This is a genomic window from Spiroplasma endosymbiont of Panzeria rudis, from assembly GCF_964019705.1.
GTDB classification, from domain to species: Bacteria; Bacillota_I; Bacilli_A; order Mycoplasmatales; family VBWQ01; genus Spiroplasma_E; species Spiroplasma_E ixodetis_A.
In genome coordinates, this window is sequence record NZ_OZ026460.1 from 910,272 (window position 1) to 931,580 (window position 21,309).

Below are 21,309 nucleotides of genomic sequence, written 5' to 3' on the forward strand. Positions count from 1 at the left end.
ATTAGAGATGTTTTATGAATAAACAAAATTATAAAAAGGAAATGTTTAGTAATCTGTGTAACTTACAAAAATAACTATGTTTAATTAATTCTAGTAAATATAATTAAATGACTAGAAAGAGTGAGTTACAGATGGCTAAAAAAGATAACTTTAATAATAATGATCCAATATCAAAAGCAGTAGATTTATTACTAGAAAATACTGAAGATTTAACAACAGTTTTTAAACCTGGCGGTTTATATAAAGAATTAACAAAAAGATTAGTTGAAAAAATGTTGAATTCTGAAATGCAAAATTATTTAGGATATGAAAAAAATCAACATAGTACTACTGAAAATGCTCGTAATGGTACAAGTTCAAAAAAATTAATAACTCAACAAGGTAAAATTGAAATTGATGTACCAAGAGATCGCAATAGTAATTTTACTCCTGTAATAGTTCCTAAAAGGCAAAGAAGATTTGATGGTTTTGATCAACAAGTTCTTTCCTTGTATGCAAAAGGAATGACATTATCTGACATTAGAATGCAGTTGCAAGAGTTATATCATGGTGCTGATATTAGTGAAAGTGTTATTAGTCAAATTACTGATGATGTTATTGATGATGTTAAAGCATGACAAAATCGACCATTAGAAAGTATTTATCCTATTGTTTATTTTGATTGTATAGTAGTTAAAGTACGACAAGATAAACGGATTATTAACAAATCAGTTTATATAGCATTAGGAGTTGATTTAGAAGGCAAAAAAGATGTTTTAGGATTATGAATTAGTGAAAATGAAGGTTCTAAGTTTTGATTATCTAATTTCACAGAAATGAAAAATCGTGGCTTAAATGATATTCTTATTGCTTGTAGTGATAATTTAACAGGCATGTCAGAAGCAATACAATCAGTTTATCCTAAAACAGAACATCAATTATGCATTGTTCATCAAATTAGAAATAGTTTAAAATATGTTTCATACAAACATCGAAAAGGTCTAGTTGCAGATTTAAAACCAATTTATAGTGCATGTAGTGAAGAACAAGCAATGCAAGCTTTAGAATCGTTTGAAAGTAAATGAAATAAACAATATCCTCAAATTACTAAATCTTGATATAAAAATTGAGATAATTTAATGGTTTTTATTAGTTATCCAGTAGAAATCAAAAGAGTGATTTATACTACAAATGCTATTGAATCTGTTAATAGTCAATTACGAAAAATCATCAGAAATAAAAAAGTTTTTCCTAATGATATGGCAGTTTTCAAAATATTTTACTTGGCAATTGAAAATATAACAAAAAAATGAACATTGCCTATTCAAAATTGAAATACAGCAATTGCTCATTTTATGATAAAATTTGAAGACAGAATTAATCTAAATTAGTAACTTTGTAAAACAAAGATACACAGATTATTAAAAAGCCTCAATTTTTCTGCGTGACAAATAAATATTCTTTTCTTTTAGAACAACTTTTAATCTTCTTGTTCCATAAACTTCTTTATTTTCTTTAAAAGCACTAATAACAGCTTCATCATAAATATTATTTTGTTTTTTTTCTTTTTCCTTTAAATTAAAATAATATGTTGATTTAGAAAGTTTTAAAAAACGACACATTGTGCGAATTTTATATTTAACTTTATTTTTAGCAATAATTTCTATTTTCTGCCTATTATTAGTGCTGCTTGCTTTAAAATATCATTTTCCATTCGTAACTGTTTTAATTCTTTTCTTAATTTAATTAATTCATTTTCTTCAATAGAACGATTATCTTTAGTTTTAAAACTGCCTGAATTAGTAAATTGCTTAATTCAATTATAAGTAGCTGCTCTTGTAACATTGTACTCTTTAGCAAGACAAGACACTGACTTACCGCTTTGATATAAAGCTACTATTTGTTTTTTAAATTCATCGGTATATGAGTTAATATTGGCCATAATTATAGTTCCTTTCTTTTAACTAATTTGTTCACTTGTCTACGTAATTAGTGTCCAATAAAGTGTAACCTATCCAATTTTTATGAATGTATTTTTATCATTAGTATATTTATAAATACCATCATTAGTTATTGAATATATTTCGCCTTTATTATTTTTATATAAATCAGAAAAAATAAAATCATTATTGCTTTGATGAACATTTTTTTTAAAACAATCATTTTGTAATGTGATTGTCCTTAAGTTAAAATTACTAATACAATTTTCAATAGTTATTGTAGATGCTAAGGTAGTTAATATTGTTAATATTTTTTTCATTAAAACTCTCCTTTTTGTTTTTTTCTATAACTTTTATAATAATAGGTTATTTTATATTTTAAGAACGTAAAAAAGAAAATGCAATAAAAGTATCTAAAAACTAAAAAAATAGTTTAATAGTAATTTTTGAATCTTGAAAATTATAAAAAAATATGTAATTAAAATTTTATTATTTATATTAGTTTTTTAATAATTGATTAGCGAAATATTTGGTCAATAACTCCACCACCAAGACAAATATCACCATCATAAAAAACAGCGGTTTGACCAGGCGTAATAGCGCGTATCTTTTCTGAAAATTCAACCTTAATTTCATCATTATTAATAAAATTAATAATAACAGCAACATCAGATTGACGATAGCGAAATTTTGCATTACATTTTAAAGAGTTTTTTAATGTACTATTATTAATTCAATTCAATGATTTAACAGTACAACCGCTATTCATTAGTCATTTATTTTCATTATCATTAGCAACATAAAGGATATTATTAGTAACATCTTTTTCAACAACAAAATACGGAACTTTCATTCCTGAAAGATTAATACCTTTTCTTTGGCCAAGTGTATAGTAGTAAACACCATTGTGATTACCAATAGTAGTTTTGGTATTAATATCAACAATTTTGCCCGGATTAGCTGGTAAATAATTTGTTAAAAATGTTTGAAAATTACGATTACCAATAAAACATATGCCAGTAGAATCTTTTTTTGTTGCTGTTGGTAAATTATATATTTTTGCTAATTCCCTAACTTCAGTTTTAGTTTTATTACCTAAAGGAAATAAACTATATTTTAATTGTTTTTGTGTTAATTGACATAAAAAATAACTTTGATCCTTATTATCATCAATTCCTTTTAATAACTGATATTGTTTAGTAATTGGGTTGTAGTTAATTCGTGCATAGTGCCCCATTGCAATATAATCTGTTTGTAAATTTTTTTGTGTATATTTTAAAAAAGCATCGAATTTAATATATTTGTTACATAAAATATCGGGATTGGGAGTACGGCTTTTTTTAAATTCTTCAAGAAAATAAGTAAAAACATTATCTCAATATTCCTTGACAAAATCAATTCTTTCTAATTTAATATTTAATTTTTGGCAAACAGCTAAAGCATCAAGATAATCTTGTTCTTGTGGACAAATATCTTGATTATTGTTACCTTGTAAATCATTATTTAAAAGTGAATCTCAATTACGCATAAAAAGACCAATAACTTCATGGCCTTCTGCTTGTAAAAGTGCTGCTGTTACTGATGAATCAACTCCACCACTCATACCAACAACAATGCGTTTTTTTTCTGTCATTTTATTACTCCTTAGTACTTTTCATAAATGCTTAATAATTGTAACAAATACATAATAAATACCCAAATAAATATTTTTAAATTATTGAATTTACATATTGATTATTAAGTGATAATCCTTTATACTAATGTTAAAACACATAAAAGCAATTTAACAAAATATGGTTTATAACCACTTTTGTAAAGTTTGTTACTAATGTGTTTTTTATGTTTTAATAAAGAAATAGAGAGAAGAGAAAAAATGCCACAAGAAGAAGAGTTATTAATAAATAATGATATAGATAGTAATATAGAAGCAAATACTATTAATAATAGTTGAAGTAGTTTAATATGATCAGATACTAAAAAAATAATTGGAACAGCTGGTTTATTAACAGCAGCAGTTGGTTTGAAAACTGTACAACGAGTATTTCAGGTAGCAGTTACTAGTATTGGATCATTTGATTGAAATAAAGTAAATCCTTTAAATAATTTAGTTGATTTTGGAGTAACTCCAGTACAATTGGTAATTAGTACACAAGCAATGAATTTATGAAAATGGGGAGCAGAAAAAATTTGACAAGAAGGAAGAACAGTATTTAATAGAACTGCTGATCAAGAAATGAGTCCACTTTTATCTTTATATTCCGAAATTGGTGTTGAAGAAGGTTATTCATGTCTTTCAAAAACATCTATTTTTGGAAAAATGCTAATAGCAAAAGTTGGATATTGAATTTCGAATCATTTTATGATTACTGCTTCTAGTATGTATTCAGTTGGTTCTTTAACTAGTTTAGCTGAATATTGAAGTAAAATTATTTATGGACCAAATATTTTATCAACAATTATACGAGCAGAAGTTTTATGTTATACTTCTATCTTAATAGATAAGGGTATAGAATATTTAACAAAAACACATATGTGGTTTGCTTTCAAAAGATATTTTAATTGTTTAAATAATAATATTAATGAAAATGATGAGTTAGAATCATTATTTTCTCAACAATCAAAATGTATGAGTCTTTTAAAAAGTGGTGGTTATTTAACAGCAATGGTAATAGCAACTATAATAGATAATGCAATTAAAACTGCAGCTGTTATGTATACTGCTGATAGATTACCAGAATTTGAATCTACATTTTTTCAAGTTCCAATGTTTGCTATTATGTTTGGTTTAATTATCAATGATACTATTGGTAATAAAGTATTAAATAAATATGCTAAAAAACAATGACAGAAATTTTTTAAGTCTACTCCAAATAATGAATTAGAGGAAATAGTAACTAATAGTAATTATATGAGTATTAATAGTAGTGATGAACGACAATTAACTAATAACTTTAATGATGAATTGGTGAGTGTTATTAATAGTATTAATGGTCCTGCATTTGGTGGTTGTCCTAGAAATCCTTCAATTGCATAAAATTTATTTGAATGAAAATAAAAAAAGTTAGAATAAACTATTCTAACTTTTTTTATAATTTACCAATTTCTAAACTTCCCAGTGTACTAATAGCACGTACATAAATTAACATTGATTTTCATAATTCGTCAACTTTAATACATTCATTATATTGATGTTCAGTTGAGTTAGTATGATCAAATATTGCACCAAATGCTACACAATTTGGCATTGCTCTAGCATAAGTTCCACCACCAATTGCAAATGGTTTTGCTTTTTTATCACCAGTAACTTCTTGATAAATTTCCATTAATTTAATAACAATTGTTGATTCTTGTGGCATATATAATGGTTTATCATAATGTTGTTGTTTTATTGTTAAATTATAAGGTTTTAATATTTTTGTTAATCTATTTAAAATTTCTTGTAAATCAGTTTTAACTGGAATACGGATATTACATCCTAATTTTGAATTTTTGCTATTAATTTCAACGATGCCAACATTAATAGTAAAACTTCCAGATTCATCATCTAAATCACCAAAATATTTTGTTAAAGCAGTATCTTCTTGTAAAATATCACCAACAAATTTAATTAGATTGTGTTCAACTTTAAGTTCATTTAAAATTAATAAACTTCTTAATCCTGCATTAATTCCTTCATCTGGTCGTGACCCATGTGCTGGTTTACCATGAATGGTAATTTGTTGATTATTATTTTCAATTCGATAGTTCTTATTTTTCCCAATTTTAACAAATGATTCAATATCAACACCATTAATATTACTAGTAGAACAAGTGACATTGTAAGCATCACCTGCATTAATAACAATGGATTTATGACCTATACCAATAATATCTAAGTTAATAATTCCTTTTTCAGCATATACTAGCGGAAACATACCATCAGGAGTAAAACCAAAAGTTGGAGTACCTTCTTGCTTCATATATGTGTTAATTGAATCTCATGTTGTTTCTTCAGTTAAACCAAAGATAACTCTAATTCGACGATTTGGTTGATAACCATGATCTTTTAAATATTTTAAACAGTATAGAATAATAATTGTTGGACCTTTATCATCTAATACACCTCGTCCATATAAAATATCATTAATAATTTCTGGCGAAAAAGGTGAAATTTTTCATTCTTCTAAATTACCTGGTGGTACAATATCAAGATGACCTAATATGGCAAATATTTCTTTACCCTCACCATATTCTAAATATCCATATTTATTGTTTTTGTCACGATAAGTTTTAAAACCTAATTCTTGCCCTAAATTAATAGCATAATCTAATACTTCTTTAACACCAGGCCCATAAGGTGCTGTTGTTGTGGGTGGTTGAGCATATGATTGAATTTTAACAATTTCTTTTATTTTTGTTAGTGCTTGAGGAAAATATTTTTCTTTTAACAATTTTTCATTGAATTTCATATTTATTCACTCCTTGATATATAAATTTAAATAGTAGTATTAGTTATAATATCAACTATTAAATCATTTAACAATAATCAGGAACTATTTGTGCAAGATAAATGATTATTTTTTATTTTTATTTGTTTATTTTTGATTAATTTACTAATCAGTGGCTGCTCTAGAATGTTATCACTTTTGTTAAATTTTATTCCCTTTTTTAGTAATAAACCTTGTATTAATTTTTGGATTAAAATTTCATTTGTTGATAAGATACTATTTTTTTGATTGTTATTATTAATGTTATTGCTATTAGTAATTATTATTGCTTTATCTTCTGTTTTAATATATGAAACAGCATTTGGACCAATTCCATAATAGTTTTCTAATAAACAATATGCAATAATATATTTTGATTGATTATTAGTATTTTTACTATAACTATAGTATTCATAGTTATCATATTTGTGTTTTTTTAAGAAATTATTAATGTATCTTTTAATAGTAAGATTTTGTTTGTGATTATAACTATCATAGCTAATATGAGGTGTTTTTAATTGCATACATATTTGTAAATCATTATTAACATCAATTACTGTTTGATGAGGAAGATTATATTTTAAATTAATTGAGAAATTATTAATTTTTAAGTTAATAGCATCATTAATAATTTTTATACTTTGTTGATAATTAAATTTGTTATTTAATTGATTTTGAAAACTAATTATTTTTCAAATTAAACGATTAATTTGAAATTTGGAAAATAATTGTAGAGTTGTGAAATTAGTATTATTAATAGTACATTCAAAGTTGTATTCTTTGATAGTGGTTGTCAATGGTTTAAGTAGTATTAATAATTGTTCTAAAAAAATAATTGGTAAAACTGACTTATTTTTGTTAGCAAGATAAATTGTTTTTAAGTTTAATTGGTATTTATTTATTATATTTGTTAATTCTTTTTTAATACTTTCTATAAAATAAGAATAGTTAGTATTTACTTCATGTTTAAAATTAGGTATTTCTATATATAAATGTTCAATAGTAGTTTGTGTATTCATAAATAAATGATACTATATTTATTTTAAATTACTATTATATTTATTATGTTCTTGCTTTTCAATGTTGTTCTTTCGCAATATTTTTATTTCCTTTTGAAGAAATTTTAGTTTTTCAAGAAGGGTAATTTTCACCTTTACTTTTTGCATTAACAATATTCATTGGATCTAGATTATATAATTCAGTTGTTCCTTGTTGACTAGTAGGACGATGTAGAACAATAGTTCAAGAGTAAGTTTCTAAGTTATCTGCTGCGCTATAATCAGTGGTAAATGAATCACGAAACATTCAAGCACCACTATAATCTTTACGATATAATTTATCACTAACACCATCAATTATTTCCGCTTTTTCTCAAACAGCTTCAATTTGTTCTAATGTTCAATGGTGAGTAGTAACTTTTTGCACTTCGATTGTTTCTTTTTTTGTTTTTGTGTTTGTTTTCTCTATTATTGGTTGTGTTTCTTCAACAGTTATTGTTGTTGCTTGTTCATTAAAATTAGATGTTTCAGATTCAGAATAACTACTGTCTTTAACATCAAAACCACCTTGATTTTTTGGTTGGTAATTAGTTTCGGTATTAATATTACTTTCTGTTGTTGGTGATTTTGAATATATTGTTGTATCTTCTACACTTGTTTTTTCAACTGTTGGTTCTGAATATATTGTTATATTTTCAATATTATCATTTATTTCTTCTTCATTTGTAATAGATTCGGATTTAAGATTAGTAAGAGTACCTGGTGTTGGTGAAACAGTTTCGGCATGATAGGCACCTTGCGTTGGTGTTTGTGATAGTTCATGATTAGTATAATGGACAGTTGCTGTTGAAGGGTTAGTGATTATTTTTTCTTGTGTTAGATCTTGCTTAAGAACAGTATTGTTAGTTTCTTGGTTTGCTATTTGTTGTTCTTCATTATTTTGAGTTACTGGTATTGGTACGACGTTAGGAAGCGTTATCGTATCATCAACTTCTTGTTTTGCTATTACTGTTTCTTGTTTTGCTTTTGGTTTAGCAATAGGCATTAATAGTGTATTTGATTTGTATTTAGAGGTAATATTAATAATTAATCAAAGACTGTGGATTAATAAAAGTATTGCAAATAGCTCAGCCAACATTCATGGTAAAAAAGTTATTAGAAAGTTACCAGTTGTATTTATTATTTCGCCGTCTTTTTTATTAGCTAAGAAAGTAAAAGTTTTAAATCTAAAAATAAAAAATACAATAAGAAAGATAACAAATATTGCTGAAAAAATAAAACTTATTAAACAAAAAAGTGCTGATACACTATTTTTAGTTTTTAAAAAAATAAAAGGTACGACTACTAATGCTAAAGATAAACCAGAAACTATGAAAACAATAATACTTATTATATTGAAACTAATTTGTAAATTAGAATTAGGCTGTTGTGGATTATTGAATCATTTAATATAGTTATCAACTGCATCTCGACCAATAGTTGCTCATAAAGCCCAACCTATCATTAAACTTGTAGTAATTAGAAGACCATTAATAAGAATTGTTAATTTGCTATATAGACCAATACGATAAATTTTTGGTTCTTTCATTGAACTAGAATTTATTTCCTCTATCATAAAAATACCCCAATCTATTTTTAATATACTTACTCTTTTTATAATTATATCAAATTAAAAATTAAGATAATGTCGTGTAATTAATTGGACTGGAAAAATGAATAATATTAATATATTATTCTAATTAATATTGGTTTTTTAAATAAAATGAAAGTCTTTTTATTAAGATTATAATATTTACTTACATTTTATAGTGTTAATAAAATTAGTAACAAGCATATTTATTGATAGACTAAAAAAATAAACTATAATTTTAATTACTAATTTAATAAAGTTAATTCCTAATATAGAAATTTATCTATATTAGGAATTTTTATTAAATTAAAGTTTTAGAGAAAAGGAAGATAAAAAGATATGTTAAATAAAACAGTAAAATAAATAAAAATAATAATTTTCGAATAACTATGTTATTTAAATAATGAATTTATTAATAGTTAAAATATTAGGCATTAATGGAGAACTTGGTCATATAATAAAATTAAATAAGATTATTAATTTGAATGGAGAAAATTTATGAATAAAGAAAAAAGTCAAACAAAGATTAGTCATTTAGATAGATTAAAGTTAAAAACATCACCTAATAAAAAAGCGGCTGCGTTAAAAATACTTTGAGTAGCAGCAACACAAGTATTTCGTAAAGAATTAACAACAGAAATAACTATTTCAAAGCAATTATTAGGATTAGAAAAAGAATGTTTACAATCAGTAGTATTGAACTGTATTAATAAAGATTCTAAGCAAATAATTTGAACTAAAAATATTTCTTTACCCCTTGATGAACTATGTTTATCATTTGGCATGTATAAATTAAGTGTTACTTTGAAAAATCCAAATAAAGAGGAATCTAATTATTCTGGTTTATTAAATACAAATGATAAATCTGAAGAAACAATAGTATATGAATTACTATTTGATGGAAAATGATTTAAAATAAATGATATTGAAAGTTCCAATATGAATTTGGCAGAAAGATTAAAATACAAAATTAATGAATTAGAAAGTAATTTAGAATGTGATAGTGATTTTGATGACATTGAAAAAAAAGATATCAACGCAATTGATTTACAAACTCAATCATCAACAGTTAAATCTAAATTAAATTTACCAAACTTGTAAAAAATATTAAAAAGTTTATTGCATAATTTTAAAACTTTAGCAAAAATAAGTGTAAACTAAATAAACCTATTGTTTTTTATTTTTAAAATAATGGGTTTTTATTTAAATAAGGGGGAATCAAAATGAGTTTACAAACAAAAACTATTATTGAAGAAGAATTAAGAAATGTAGCAGATTTAACATGATTTACTAAAAATTTTATTAGGTGTCATCAAAATTGACATCATGGTGAAACATGTAAATTTGAAAATCATTTTGATGAAAAATATAAAAAATGTTTTCAATTTAGAACAATTATTAAGAAACAAAATGAAGATTATTTTATTTATGATGAAATAATAAAAAGAGAAGATAAAACTTTTTTTTATTAAGATTATATGATGATAAAAGAAAAAAAGTTTGAGAATTATTAATTTATTTTGAAAAAAATGAAATTGTTCAACAAATTAGACATTTACGTTATAAGCAATTTTTAAATGAAATTAAAAATAATGCAAAGCTTATAAAAAAAGAATCTAAACATACAACTATCATTAGAACACCATTTTTAGAATTTGTAAGAACTATTACAAATCAAAAACAAGATAATATTACAGAAGAAGTACAAGATAAATATTGAATTTTTAAAAGGTTTATATGAAAGATTTTTCATGATTTAATATTTTTTATTGCGTGGGGTGCCACATCTCCTATTGCTAAAATAATTATCACACCAATAATTAGTACATTTGTTGTGTCAAGTGCTATTATGGGTTGATTACCTTTTACTATTGCTGGTATTTGTTACAAAATTTTATGTGAATGTGCTAAAAAATTAAGACCAGTAATGTCTTCAATTGTAAAAGACAAGTATCAACTTGAATTAGAACAAAAAATAAAAGAACTAGAAAATAGATCAAATAATTTAGAAGAAGAAGTTCAATATTTAAAAGACATATCTTTAAATTCAAAAGAAGTAATAGAAGAAAGAATTTTAAACTGTTTGCTACAAACTAGAGAAAAAAATGAATCAAAAACTTTTGAAACTTGCAAAAAAGAATTAAATCGAAAATTTAAAAGAAATAAATTTTCAAAAAAATATTACCAATCAATCAATAAATGAAACGAAAAATGACAAGAAAATATTGCATTTTCAAAATATTTAGAACCTAAACATATAAAAAAAATAAAAGATGTTTTTACTGAAAATAAAAAAGAAAAGTATCAAATTGAATCCGAAGAAAAAACAAAAGAAATATGATCAGAATTTCAAGAATGAAAAAATAAACTAAAAGAGTTAGAAAAAGAAACTAGTGAAACTAGAGTAAATGGATTTATTCCAGAAGAAGATAATAGACAAAAATCACCAGCTAGAACTATGAAAAGAATGGGTCTGTAACTTTAAAAAAATATTACAACTTTAATTTACCAAATTTATTACTCTATACACAATATTGAAAATTTGGTAAATTAGTTTTATTTTTTATTTGAAAGTTATATAATAACACATAAGTAGTTACAAAATACCTAGATTTTAGAGAAAGGAGAAAGTATTAAAGAAGGGAGAAATAGAAAGAAATATGCAATTTTATTTACAAGCTGATGTTGGTCAAGCTGTTATAAATACATTAAAAGCTTGAGGATTTTGAAGTGCAATTTTAGCAACGATATTTGTAATTTTTTTAGGTTGATTTTTAACGAAGAGAGGGACATTTAAAAAAGACTGAGAAGCGGTTTTAATTAAAATTGTTATGGTTGTTGGTTTACCATCTTTAGCTTTTGATGGTTTTATGACAAATACAACAACAGAGCAAGTTAAAACGCAAGTTGCAATTTTACTAGTTGGTTTTTTATTCTATATGATACTGGGAATAGTTGCTAAATATTTTTATATTAAATATGATAAGGATATTCAAGATACATTAGCAATGTGTACTGTATTTGCTTCAACAACATTTTTTGGAATTCCTGTAGTAACAGCACTATTTGATAATGGAGCTGCCACCTTACCGGCTAATATTTTTAATATTCCATATCGAATATTTTTATATTCATTAGGGTTTATTGTAATGAGCAAACCTATTAAAGCAGCAGTAGTAACAAAAGGACAAACTGGTGCTGATTTTATTGTTGATACAAAACTAAATACTGATGGATATGCACAAATTAAATCAGAAATGAAAGTAATAAAAAGAGAAAATTTAATAAAGAATGTAAAGCAGATTTTTTTAAATCCAATTTTAATTGCAACTATGGTTGGATTTATTTTTTGAGTTACACAATTAATTCCTGGAATTGCTATTGTTCCTGATCAAAATGATATTACTAGTGGTCAATATTTTTCACCATTACGATTAGATAATACATTTCCACCATTGTTTAAAGTAACAAAAACTTTAGAGGCATTATGTACGCCATTAGCATGATTGGCAATTGGAATTACTTTAGCAAAAGGTAATTTTAAAGATGCTGCACAAGATAAAAAAGTATGATTTGGAATGGTAATGAAAATTATTTTTGCACCATTATTTGGATTAGCATTAGTTTGTGCAGTTGCGGCAATTGGAAAAGAAACTGGAGCATGAAAATTAGATACTGTTGGATTAGGCGTTATTGTAATCATGTTAGCAGCCCCCCAACATCAGTTATTGTTGCCTATTCAATTGCTTATAAAAAACAGCCATTGTTAACAAGTAATTTAACATTAATTGCTACATTATTTTCAATTATTTCATTACCATTTTGAGTAATTATTACTACAGCGATTGGCGCAACACCGTTATTTAGTTAAAATATAAACAAAAGAAAGGGAATAAAAATATGGCAAAAAAAATTAAAATGGTTTGTTATGGTGTTCGTAAAACAGAAAAGCTTTTTTTTGAAACATTAAATAAAAATTATGGATATGATTTAACGTTAATTGAAGAGTATTTAACAAAGGATAATATTGAAACGGCAAAGGGACATGAAGCAGTAATGGTTCGTGCTAATTGTGACTGTTATGAGCAAAATTTATTAAAAATGAAAGAATATGGCGTTAAATATTTATTAACTAGAACTGTTGGTTATAATCATATTGATTTAAAAAAAGCTCATGAATTAGGTTTTGAAATGGCATATGTACCTGGTTATTCGCCCAATGCTGTTAGTGAATTAGCAGTAAGTATGGGAAACGGCTTACTTCGAAATTTATTTTATAGTGCTAATCATCAACAAAATCATAATTTTAAAATTGATGATTTTATGTTTGCCAAAGAAATTCGTAATTCAACAATAGGTATTATTGGAACTGGCCGTATTGGTTATCAAGCAGCTAAGGCATGACATGGAATGGGAGCAAAGGTATTGGGATATGATATTTATGAAAGTGATCAAGCAAAAAGTATTCTAACTTATTGTGATTTAAAAACTTTACTTAAAGAATCGGATTTAATTTCATTACATTGTCCATATATTAAAGAAGAAAATTATCATTTAGTTGACAAGAGTTTTTTAGCAAAAATGAAGCCTGGATCAGTTTTAATTAATGTAGCTCGTGGTGAATTAATGGATTTACAAGCAGTTTATGATGCAGTTAAAAGTGGTCATTTAAAAGGTGTTGGTTTGGATGTTTTAGAAAATGAAAGCAAAGTTTTTTTCAAAGATTTTGCTGGAAAACCAACTCCCGATAATATTACAAATAAATTATTATCATTATATCCGCGTATTATTGTGACACCACATATTGGATCGTATACTGATGAAGCTATTAAAAATATGATTGAAATTACTTATGAAAATTTAAAAGTAATTTTATCTGGTCAAGAATGTAAAAATAAAATTTAATTTAATAATTGATTATAGTTATTTTACATACTGTATATGAAAAAGGTAATATAAATTTTAAAATATACTGATCTATTATGTTATAATAACATCAAACTTAATATAAGTTTTTTACCTATTTACTTTAAAATAAAGTAAATAGGTTTTTTATTCTAAATTTCAAATAAGAAAGATTAAAAGATATGTTCATTATAGAAAAAAGAGAAAAATTAAATAATAAAGTAAAAAATAATGTTACTCCCATTGAACTTATTGCAGTGGGTGCTTCAGCGGGTAGCACTATTGGAGTTATTACTGGTGCTGCAAAAGTTGTTGGTATTGGTGTTGCGTCTGTTAATTTAGTTGCTTCTACGGTTGCTAATGTTGCTACTAATGTGGCCTCTATTACTTGTGCAGCCGGAGGAGTTGCTATTCTTGGTGCTCCTACTATTATTGGTTTAGTTGCTGGGGGAGTTGCTGTTGGTGCCATTAGTGGTGCTATCGGTGGTGGTTTTGAAATAACTCAAATGTTAGCAAAAAAAGATGATGAAAAACAAGAAGAGCAAAAATTAGATTTTGAAGATTCAAAAAAATTATAAATTCAAATTTAGAAAATTTATATTCTTCAACAAGTGTATACAATTCTAATACATCAACAATGTAAAAGGTAATTTATTAAAACATATCAATTTCTTCTTTACTAAAAAATAAAATATATTAGACTTGGTGCAAAACCTTTAATTTTAACGATTTAACGATTATTATTAATATTAAAGGTGATAGTTATTATGTTGGAAAAATATAAAGATGATAAGGAATTTTATAATTTAGTGGGCATAAAACCACAAACATTTCATAAAATGGTTGAAATTTTAAAAATTACTGAATCTAAACAAAAATATTATGGTGGTAGAAAAAATAAACTTGTAATTGAAGAGCGTTTATTAATGACTTTAGAATATTGAAAAGAGTATAGTAGTTATAGACTTATTGCAAAAAGATATAATATTAGTCATACTAGTTGCATTCGTAATATTTTTTGAATTGAAAATATTTTAATAAAAAGTGGAGTTTTTAATTTATCTGGCAAAAAAGATTTAACCAAAAATAAAGCAACTAATAATAGTTTATTAGCTATTGATGCTACTGAAACTCCAATTGAAAGAATTAAAAAAAACTAAAATTACTTTTTTCAGGTAAAAAGAAACATCATTCTCTAAAATCTCAAATCATTATTGATATTTCCAATGGAAAAATTATTTCAACTGCTTTTTGTCTTGGAAGCATTCATGATTTTAAATTATTTTTAAAATCTAAAACTTTTATTCATTCAGAAAAACAAGTTTTTGTTGATTCAGGATATCAAGGTTTACAAAATATTCATAAAAATACATTTTTGCCATTTAAAAAAAGTAAATATTATCCATTAATACCCATTCAAAAAGAATACAATAAAACTTTAAGTAAAATTAGAATTAAAATTGAACACGTATTTGCTAAACTAAAACGTTTTAAAATTTTAACTTTAAAATATCGAAATAAAATACGAAGATTTACTTTAAGATTTAATTTAATAGCAGGAATATATAATTTTGAATTAAGTTAGTTTTGCACCAAGTCTATTTTTTAAATTTATTACTTTAAAATAAAGTAATAAATTTTATTTTAATTTTATAGTAGAAAAATGAAAAAATTATTCTTTTTATTACACATTTTTACACTAATAATTTTATATTTATTTTATTTATTAAAAATAAAATAAATAATTGTTTTTTTAAAAAAATATTATATAATTTTATTTGTATTATTTAACTTAAAGTTTAGTATAAATAAACAAAAGGAGAAAATAATCAATATGAAAATTGGAAGAAAGTTAAAAACTTTAAGATTGAAACACAATTTAACTATGGAAGAGTTAGGGAAACGTTGTGATTTATCAAAGGGATTTATTAGTCAGTTAGAGCATGATGTTTCTTCACCCAGTATTGAAACACTAAAAAGTATTTTAGACATTTTTGATTGTCCATTATCAACCTTTTTTGCTGGTGAAGTAAAAGAAAAAATAGTTTTTAAATCACAAGATGTTACTGTTAGTGACGAAGAAGATTATCAAATAAAATGAATTATTCCTAATGCTCAAAAATTAACATTAGAACCAGTAATTTTAGCTTTAAAACCATTTGGTAATTCAAATAAAATTCCGCCATTTCAAGGTCAGATCTTTGGATATGTATTAAGTGGAACAGTATTTGTTCATTATGGTGCAACGAGAGTAAAAGCAGTAGCTAATGAAGCATTTTATATTAAAGGTAATGAAAAACATTATTTAGAAAATCCCAATAATTCAATTGCAACTATTTTATGAGTTTCAAATCCACCAATTTTTTAAACCATTTAAAGGAGGAAATTATGAGTGTAAATATTTTAGAATTACGTAATATTACCAAAGAATATGATGGTAAAGTTGTTTTAAAAGGAATTAGTTTAAATATTCATGAAGGTGAATTTCTTACCATTCTTGGTCCTAGTGGTTGTGGAAAAACAACATTATTAAGGATTATTGCTGGTTTTGAACAACCAAACAATGGTCAATTATTGTTTAAAGGTAAGGATTTAACTAAAATTCCAATTCATAAAAGAGAAATAAATACTATTTTTCAAAATTATGCTTTATTTCCACATTTAAATGTTTTTGATAATATTGCTTATGGTTTAAAGTTAAGAAAAATTGATCGTGAAAAAATCAAAAAAGAAGTTAAAAAAGCTTTAGATTTGGTTAAATTAAATGGTATGGAAGATAAAGATGTTAATGATTTATCTGGTGGTCAAAAACAAAGAGTAGCAGTAGCTAGAGCATTAGTTCTTAATCCTAAAATTTTATTATTAGATGAACCTTTTGCTGCTTTGGATTTGAAATTACGTCAACAAATGCAAGTAGAATTAAAAAAAATTCAAGAAGAAATTAATATTACTTTTATCTTTATTACTCATGATCAAGAAGAAGCATTTATTATGTCAGATCGGGTAGTTGTTTTAAATCAAGGTCAAATTCAACAAATTGGGACACCACAAGATATTTACAATGAGCCTGAAAATAAATGAACATCACAGTTTGTTGGTAGCTCGAATGTTATTGAAAATGGTGTATTTGTTAATGATTATTGTGTTCGTTTTGACGATAAAAAATTTGCATGCTCTGATACTGGTTTTGGTGAACAAGAACGTAATATTGATATTGTTATTCGACCAGAAGATATTGATTTAGTTAATGCAGGTAGTGGTTTTTTTGATGGAACTATTAAAACTATTGCTTTTAAAGGATTATTATGAGAAATTGAAATTATTGCTAATAAACGCAAATGGATAGTTCATACTACTGATAATTTTGAAGTAGGTAACCGTGTTGGTTTAAAATGAAATGTTGAAGATATTCATGTTATGTGAAAGGAAATTGAAGAGTAAAATGAAAAATTTGTTTAAACGTAATATTAAAACACAAATTTTAAAATCACAAGATATGTTAGTTAATAATTCAAATCCAGAAAAAATTATTGATAATCAAAATAAAAAAAAGTATAGATTTAAAAAATGGTTTAAACTTAAAAAAAATAATGTTTCTTTACAAGAGGTAGCAAAAAATAAATCGAAAATGAAACGAGTAAAAAAGAAAAAAGCATTGTTATGTTGAAAAAAAACAAACCAAAAAATAAGTTTTATTAAAAATAAAATCAAAGATAAATCAGTAAATTTTGGTTTTAAATCATGAGTTACGCTTGCTTATCCATATTTATTGGTGATGGTAATTTTAATTGTATTGCCATTATTAATTGTAATTTTATATTCAATTATTAAAGCAACTAATAATGCTTGAATATTTCGTTTTACATTTAGTAATTTTAATGATTTTTTTAAAGAAAATAGTTATGTTATGGTTTTATTACGTTCAATTGGTTATTCATTTGTTGCCACTTTAATTGCTGTTATTTTTGGTTATCCCATTGCTTATATTATGGCTTTTATGTCCACAAAAATTGCTTCAAAAAATATTTGGGTTTTAGTTACTTTACCAATTTGAATTAACATTTTATTACGTACAATTGGATTACAAATTATTTTTAGTATTTTAGGTCCTAATGTTTTATTAGGAACTCCAATTGGTATTATTTTAGCAATGGTTTATATGTTTATGCCTTTCGTTATTTTACCAATTTATAATTCTTTAGAAAAAACAGATCGCAATTTATTAGAAGCAAGTCAAGATTTAGGAGCTTCTAAGATGAAAACATTTTGAAAAGTTACCTTTCGTTTTTCAGTGCCTGGTATTGTTTCTGGTTTTACTTTAATGATGTTAAGTGCTATGACTTCACTAGTAGTAGTTAAATATATTGGTGAAGGAAAAACTATTTTAATTGCAAATATTATTGAATCATATTTTTATCGTGGTGCTAATTTTGCTTATGGTGCTGCTATTTCTGTTATTTTAGGTATTATTGTTTTAATTATTATTTTTACTTTAAAAGCGATTGGTAGTTGAGCTACTGGTAAAAAAATAGGAGGTATTAATTAATGAGATCTTTTTTTAAAAATAGTTATTTAGCTATTATCTTTTTATTATTTTATACTCCAATTTTAGTTTTAATGATATTCTCTTTTAATGGTGGCGATTCAGTTCGCAGTTGAAATTCTTGATCATTGCAACCTTATTACGATTTATTTCAACAAAGTGAACTTTGAGAATCGGTTAGTGTAACATTAATTGTTGCTTTTATTTCTACTTTTGTTGCTGTTATTATTGGTACGTTTGCTGCTTTGGGTTTAAGTAAAACAAAAAAAATAACACGTAATATTACTTTAGGGATTACTAATATTCCTTTAGTTAATGCTGATATTGTTACTGCTGTTTCTTTAATGTTATTATTTATGGCATTTGGTTTTAGTTTTGGTCTTGGAACATTAATTTTCGCTCATATTTCTTTTAATATTCCTTATGTTATTATTACTGTTTTACCAAAAATTAGATCAATAAATATGTCACAATTAGAAGCAAGTCAAGATTTAGGAGCGACCCCTTGATATACGCTACGTAAAATTGTATTACCAACAATTAAACCGGCAATAATTGCCGGTGCAGCTATTGCGTTTGCTATGAGTTTTGATGATTTTTTAATTTCTTATTTTACTGGCGGTAATACTTCTAACGTTTCAACTTTTATTTATTCTTTAAAACGAATTAAGCCTTATATTAATGCTTTTTCAACAATAATTATTTTATTAATTGCAGTACTTATTATTTCTTGAAATACTTATATTCTTTGCAAAAAACAAATTAAACAACGTAATGAAAAAATTGATAAAGGTATTTATCATGATAAAAAAATTATTAAAACTGAGAAGTTGTTAACTAAATATTATTTACAATTAAATGGTTTTAACTATAAAAAGGTTAAGAGTAAAGGTAGAAAGCGTAAATCATTATATAGTGATGGTAATTTTGAAATTGTAACTGAGCAAGATATTATTAAAATTCAAGATTATATTAAAAATCACCCGAAACTTATTAATCAAATTTCTAAACTTGAAGCAAAACTTGAGATGGAATCAATTTGAATTGAACATATAAAGAATAAGATTAAAAAAAAGAAAGAGTTAAAAGAAGAACGCTCAAAATTAAGAAGAGAGAAGTATCGTTTTTTACTATGACCGTGAAAATTAATTATGATTAGTATCATCTTATTATCAAGTTTTATTAGTTTGGGTGCTTTCTACATTTATACTAATGTTTATGATTTATCAATTGCTAATTGAGGCGAATATATCAATCCCAATATTTTAAAAGAATTTGAAAATAAATATCAAGTTAAAATAAAATATTCAACTTTTGATGATAATGAATCATTGTATGCTAAATTGTATACTACTAGTTATGATGTAATGGTTCCTAGTGATTATATGGTGGCTAAATTAGCAAGTGAAGATAGACTTTTTCCAATTGCATCAAAAAATTCTGCAGGTGATATTGAATATGATAGTAGAATTGATTTTAATCCCAAAGAAGATATAAATCATAATTTATATGAATTAATGAATAATTATCGAGTTGAAAATAGTGATGGAATTTTAAATAAATTTGGTTTAAATAGTTATAGTATTCCTTATTTTTGAGGTGATGTTGTATTAGTAATTAATACTACTAATACAAATAATCTTAGTGATCTTGGTATTAAAGCTGATGGTTCAAATGTTCAATGAAGTGTTTTAACAGATGCTGCAAAATTGGGTAAACGTATCGTTTTAAATGATGATATGCATAACTTATTTATGACTGCGCTTACTGATTTACACTATAAAAATAAATGAGGAGAAAATACTGGTTCAGGTCAATATAATCAAGTAGGAAATGAATTTTCTGATAATATTAATGCTCATAGTCCAATTGAAATTAAAGATGCAAGTGATTGGTTAGAACCAGTTATCAAAAATAAAAATACAAAATTATTAAATGATGATATTGTTGATGAAATTAGTAATGAAAATAAGTGGGATGTAGCAATGATGTATAACGGTGATTTATTATCTGCAATTGCTGATGATCCTGCTTCTTATAATGGTAAGTACCTTGTTGTTAGACCATATATGGGGACTAATGTTTGAAATGATGATATGGTAATTAGTAAAGATTCTCCTCATAAAGATTTAGCTTTTAAATTTATTAATTATATAATGCAAAAACAAACACAAGTTGATTTAAGTAGTGAATTTGGTTATACCTCACCTTTACAAGCAGCTATGGATGAAGTTAGTACTAATTTTTCAGCAGAAATTTGAAAGCATGTATATATTCCAAAAAATGGTCAATTACTTGATCCATTAGATCCAAGTAAGCATCATGAAGGATATTTTAACGGTTTATATACTCGTAGTTTTGACCCACAAATGCAAACTGCTTATAATAGATTATTAGCACGTTAATAAAATAAATTGTAATATTAAGTTTAAAAAAATATAAAAAAATATTGTAACTTATAGTATAATTTAATACGAAAGGGGTTAATTCATTGTGGCACGTCGTAAAAAGTGAGAAAAAGAAGACAAAGAAAAAATATGAAACTATTCTATTCAAAAAATGGAGAAATATTTTAAAGGATTATCTGAATTTTGAACATTGAATGTGCAAGCTCCTTGTCCGTGATGTTGTTTGCCAATGATAAAAGGTGCTTATCAAGGTGAACAACCAACTTCAGCATTTGCTTGAAATATTGATCACATTGATGGTGATCCAAATAATAATAGTTTAGAAAATTTACAACCAATGCATGTTGAATGTAATATTAAAAAAAATTAATCATAAATTAAAAATTCAATGACTATTTAATTCAATCATTGAATTTTTAATTTAATTTTTATCTTAATTA

22 protein-coding genes are annotated in these 21,309 nt (G+C 24.8%); 15 read left to right on the forward strand and 7 right to left on the reverse strand.

Features of this window, described 5'->3' with window-relative positions; translation table 4 throughout:
• Window positions 1–131 precede the first annotated feature (131 nt).
• Complete coding sequence (locus AACK89_RS05175; protein WP_281749630.1) at window positions 132–1,370, forward strand: IS256 family transposase; 1,239 nt, start codon at window positions 132–134, stop codon at window positions 1,368–1,370.
• Window positions 1,371–1,400: 30 nt separating this feature from the next.
• Here the strand turns inward: AACK89_RS05175 and AACK89_RS05180 are convergent, their stop codons facing one another.
• The 4 genes from AACK89_RS05180 to mnmA all read right to left on the reverse strand — a co-directional run bounded on the left by AACK89_RS05180 (window position 1,401) and on the right by mnmA (window position 3,552).
• On the reverse strand, window positions 1,401–1,601 hold the full coding sequence (locus AACK89_RS05180; RefSeq protein ID WP_338977700.1) for a hypothetical protein: 201 nt from the start codon (window positions 1,599–1,601) through the stop codon (window positions 1,401–1,403).
• 41 nt (window positions 1,602–1,642) lie between these two features.
• Window positions 1,643–1,921 carry a transposase gene (locus AACK89_RS05185; RefSeq protein WP_338977702.1) on the reverse strand — a complete coding sequence of 93 codons (279 nt, stop codon included), beginning with the start codon at window positions 1,919–1,921 and terminating at the stop codon, window positions 1,643–1,645.
• A 69-nt stretch (window positions 1,922–1,990) separates the two neighbouring features.
• Entirely contained in the window at window positions 1,991–2,239 is a 249-nt protein-coding gene (locus tag AACK89_RS05190; RefSeq protein ID WP_338977703.1) for a hypothetical protein, read from the reverse strand.
• 197 nt (window positions 2,240–2,436) lie between these two features.
• Entirely contained in the window at window positions 2,437–3,552 is a 1,116-nt protein-coding gene (mnmA, locus tag AACK89_RS05195; RefSeq protein ID WP_338977705.1) for a tRNA 2-thiouridine(34) synthase MnmA, read from the reverse strand.
• Between the two features lie 240 nt (window positions 3,553–3,792).
• On the opposite strand from mnmA, the gene AACK89_RS05200 reads away from it, so the two are divergent.
• The gene (locus AACK89_RS05200) at window positions 3,793–4,953 is read left to right on the forward strand and encodes a hypothetical protein (RefSeq protein WP_338976157.1); all 1,161 of its coding nucleotides are present in this window, start codon (window positions 3,793–3,795) and stop codon (window positions 4,951–4,953) included.
• 52 nt (window positions 4,954–5,005) lie between these two features.
• Here the strand turns inward: AACK89_RS05200 and AACK89_RS05205 are convergent, their stop codons facing one another.
• From AACK89_RS05205 to AACK89_RS05215, 3 genes are read right to left on the reverse strand one after another with little or no spacing between them, the layout of a single operon-like run.
• A complete protein-coding gene (locus tag AACK89_RS05205) occupies window positions 5,006–6,367 on the reverse strand; it encodes a Sapep family Mn(2+)-dependent dipeptidase (RefSeq protein WP_338977708.1) in 1,362 nt (453 codons plus the stop codon).
• Between the two features lie 26 nt (window positions 6,368–6,393).
• Entirely contained in the window at window positions 6,394–7,404 is a 1,011-nt protein-coding gene (locus AACK89_RS05210) for a hypothetical protein (protein ID WP_338977710.1), read from the reverse strand.
• A 43-nt stretch (window positions 7,405–7,447) separates the two neighbouring features.
• A complete protein-coding gene (locus AACK89_RS05215; RefSeq protein ID WP_338977714.1) occupies window positions 7,448–8,998 on the reverse strand; it encodes a hypothetical protein in 1,551 nt (516 codons plus the stop codon).
• Between the two features lie 513 nt (window positions 8,999–9,511).
• Here AACK89_RS05215 and AACK89_RS05220 point away from each other — a divergent pair.
• The 13 genes from AACK89_RS05220 to AACK89_RS05280 all read left to right on the forward strand — a co-directional run bounded on the left by AACK89_RS05220 (window position 9,512) and on the right by AACK89_RS05280 (window position 21,239).
• A complete protein-coding gene (locus AACK89_RS05220) occupies window positions 9,512–10,114 on the forward strand; it encodes a hypothetical protein (RefSeq protein WP_338977715.1) in 603 nt (200 codons plus the stop codon).
• Between the two features lie 122 nt (window positions 10,115–10,236).
• On the forward strand, window positions 10,237–10,485 hold the full coding sequence (locus tag AACK89_RS05225) for a hypothetical protein (RefSeq protein WP_338977716.1): 249 nt from the start codon (window positions 10,237–10,239) through the stop codon (window positions 10,483–10,485).
• A 377-nt stretch (window positions 10,486–10,862) separates the two neighbouring features.
• Complete coding sequence (locus AACK89_RS05230) at window positions 10,863–11,492, forward strand: hypothetical protein (RefSeq protein WP_338977718.1); 630 nt, start codon at window positions 10,863–10,865, stop codon at window positions 11,490–11,492.
• 181 nt (window positions 11,493–11,673) lie between these two features.
• Entirely contained in the window at window positions 11,674–12,783 is a 1,110-nt protein-coding gene (locus AACK89_RS05235; RefSeq protein WP_338976166.1) for an AEC family transporter, read from the forward strand.
• A gap of 130 nt (window positions 12,784–12,913) precedes the next feature.
• Window positions 12,914–13,918, forward strand: coding sequence for an NAD(P)-dependent oxidoreductase (locus tag AACK89_RS05240; RefSeq protein ID WP_338977719.1), 1,005 nt, complete (start codon window positions 12,914–12,916; stop codon window positions 13,916–13,918).
• 182 nt (window positions 13,919–14,100) lie between these two features.
• A complete protein-coding gene (locus AACK89_RS05245) occupies window positions 14,101–14,496 on the forward strand; it encodes a hypothetical protein (protein ID WP_338977721.1) in 396 nt (131 codons plus the stop codon).
• 189 nt (window positions 14,497–14,685) lie between these two features.
• On the forward strand, window positions 14,686–15,078 hold the full coding sequence (locus AACK89_RS05250) for a transposase family protein (protein WP_338977723.1): 393 nt from the start codon (window positions 14,686–14,688) through the stop codon (window positions 15,076–15,078).
• 2 nt (window positions 15,079–15,080) lie between these two features.
• Complete coding sequence (locus AACK89_RS05255; RefSeq protein ID WP_338979293.1) at window positions 15,081–15,503, forward strand: transposase family protein; 423 nt, start codon at window positions 15,081–15,083, stop codon at window positions 15,501–15,503.
• 249 nt (window positions 15,504–15,752) lie between these two features.
• Complete coding sequence (locus AACK89_RS05260) at window positions 15,753–16,286, forward strand: XRE family transcriptional regulator (protein WP_338977726.1); 534 nt, start codon at window positions 15,753–15,755, stop codon at window positions 16,284–16,286.
• A 20-nt stretch (window positions 16,287–16,306) separates the two neighbouring features.
• Complete coding sequence (potA, locus tag AACK89_RS05265) at window positions 16,307–17,359, forward strand: spermidine/putrescine ABC transporter ATP-binding protein (RefSeq protein WP_338977729.1); 1,053 nt, start codon at window positions 16,307–16,309, stop codon at window positions 17,357–17,359.
• Between the two features lies 1 nt (window position 17,360).
• A complete protein-coding gene (gene potB / locus AACK89_RS05270) occupies window positions 17,361–18,464 on the forward strand; it encodes a spermidine/putrescine ABC transporter permease (RefSeq protein WP_174481536.1) in 1,104 nt (367 codons plus the stop codon).
• The gene (locus tag AACK89_RS05275) at window positions 18,464–20,866 is read left to right on the forward strand and encodes an extracellular solute-binding protein (RefSeq protein WP_338977730.1); all 2,403 of its coding nucleotides are present in this window, start codon (window positions 18,464–18,466) and stop codon (window positions 20,864–20,866) included. Before potB ends, AACK89_RS05275 begins: the two co-directional genes overlap by 1 nt.
• 88 nt (window positions 20,867–20,954) lie before the next feature.
• On the forward strand, window positions 20,955–21,239 hold the full coding sequence (locus AACK89_RS05280; RefSeq protein WP_252319983.1) for an HNH endonuclease signature motif containing protein: 285 nt from the start codon (window positions 20,955–20,957) through the stop codon (window positions 21,237–21,239).
• Window positions 21,240–21,309 lie beyond the last annotated feature (70 nt).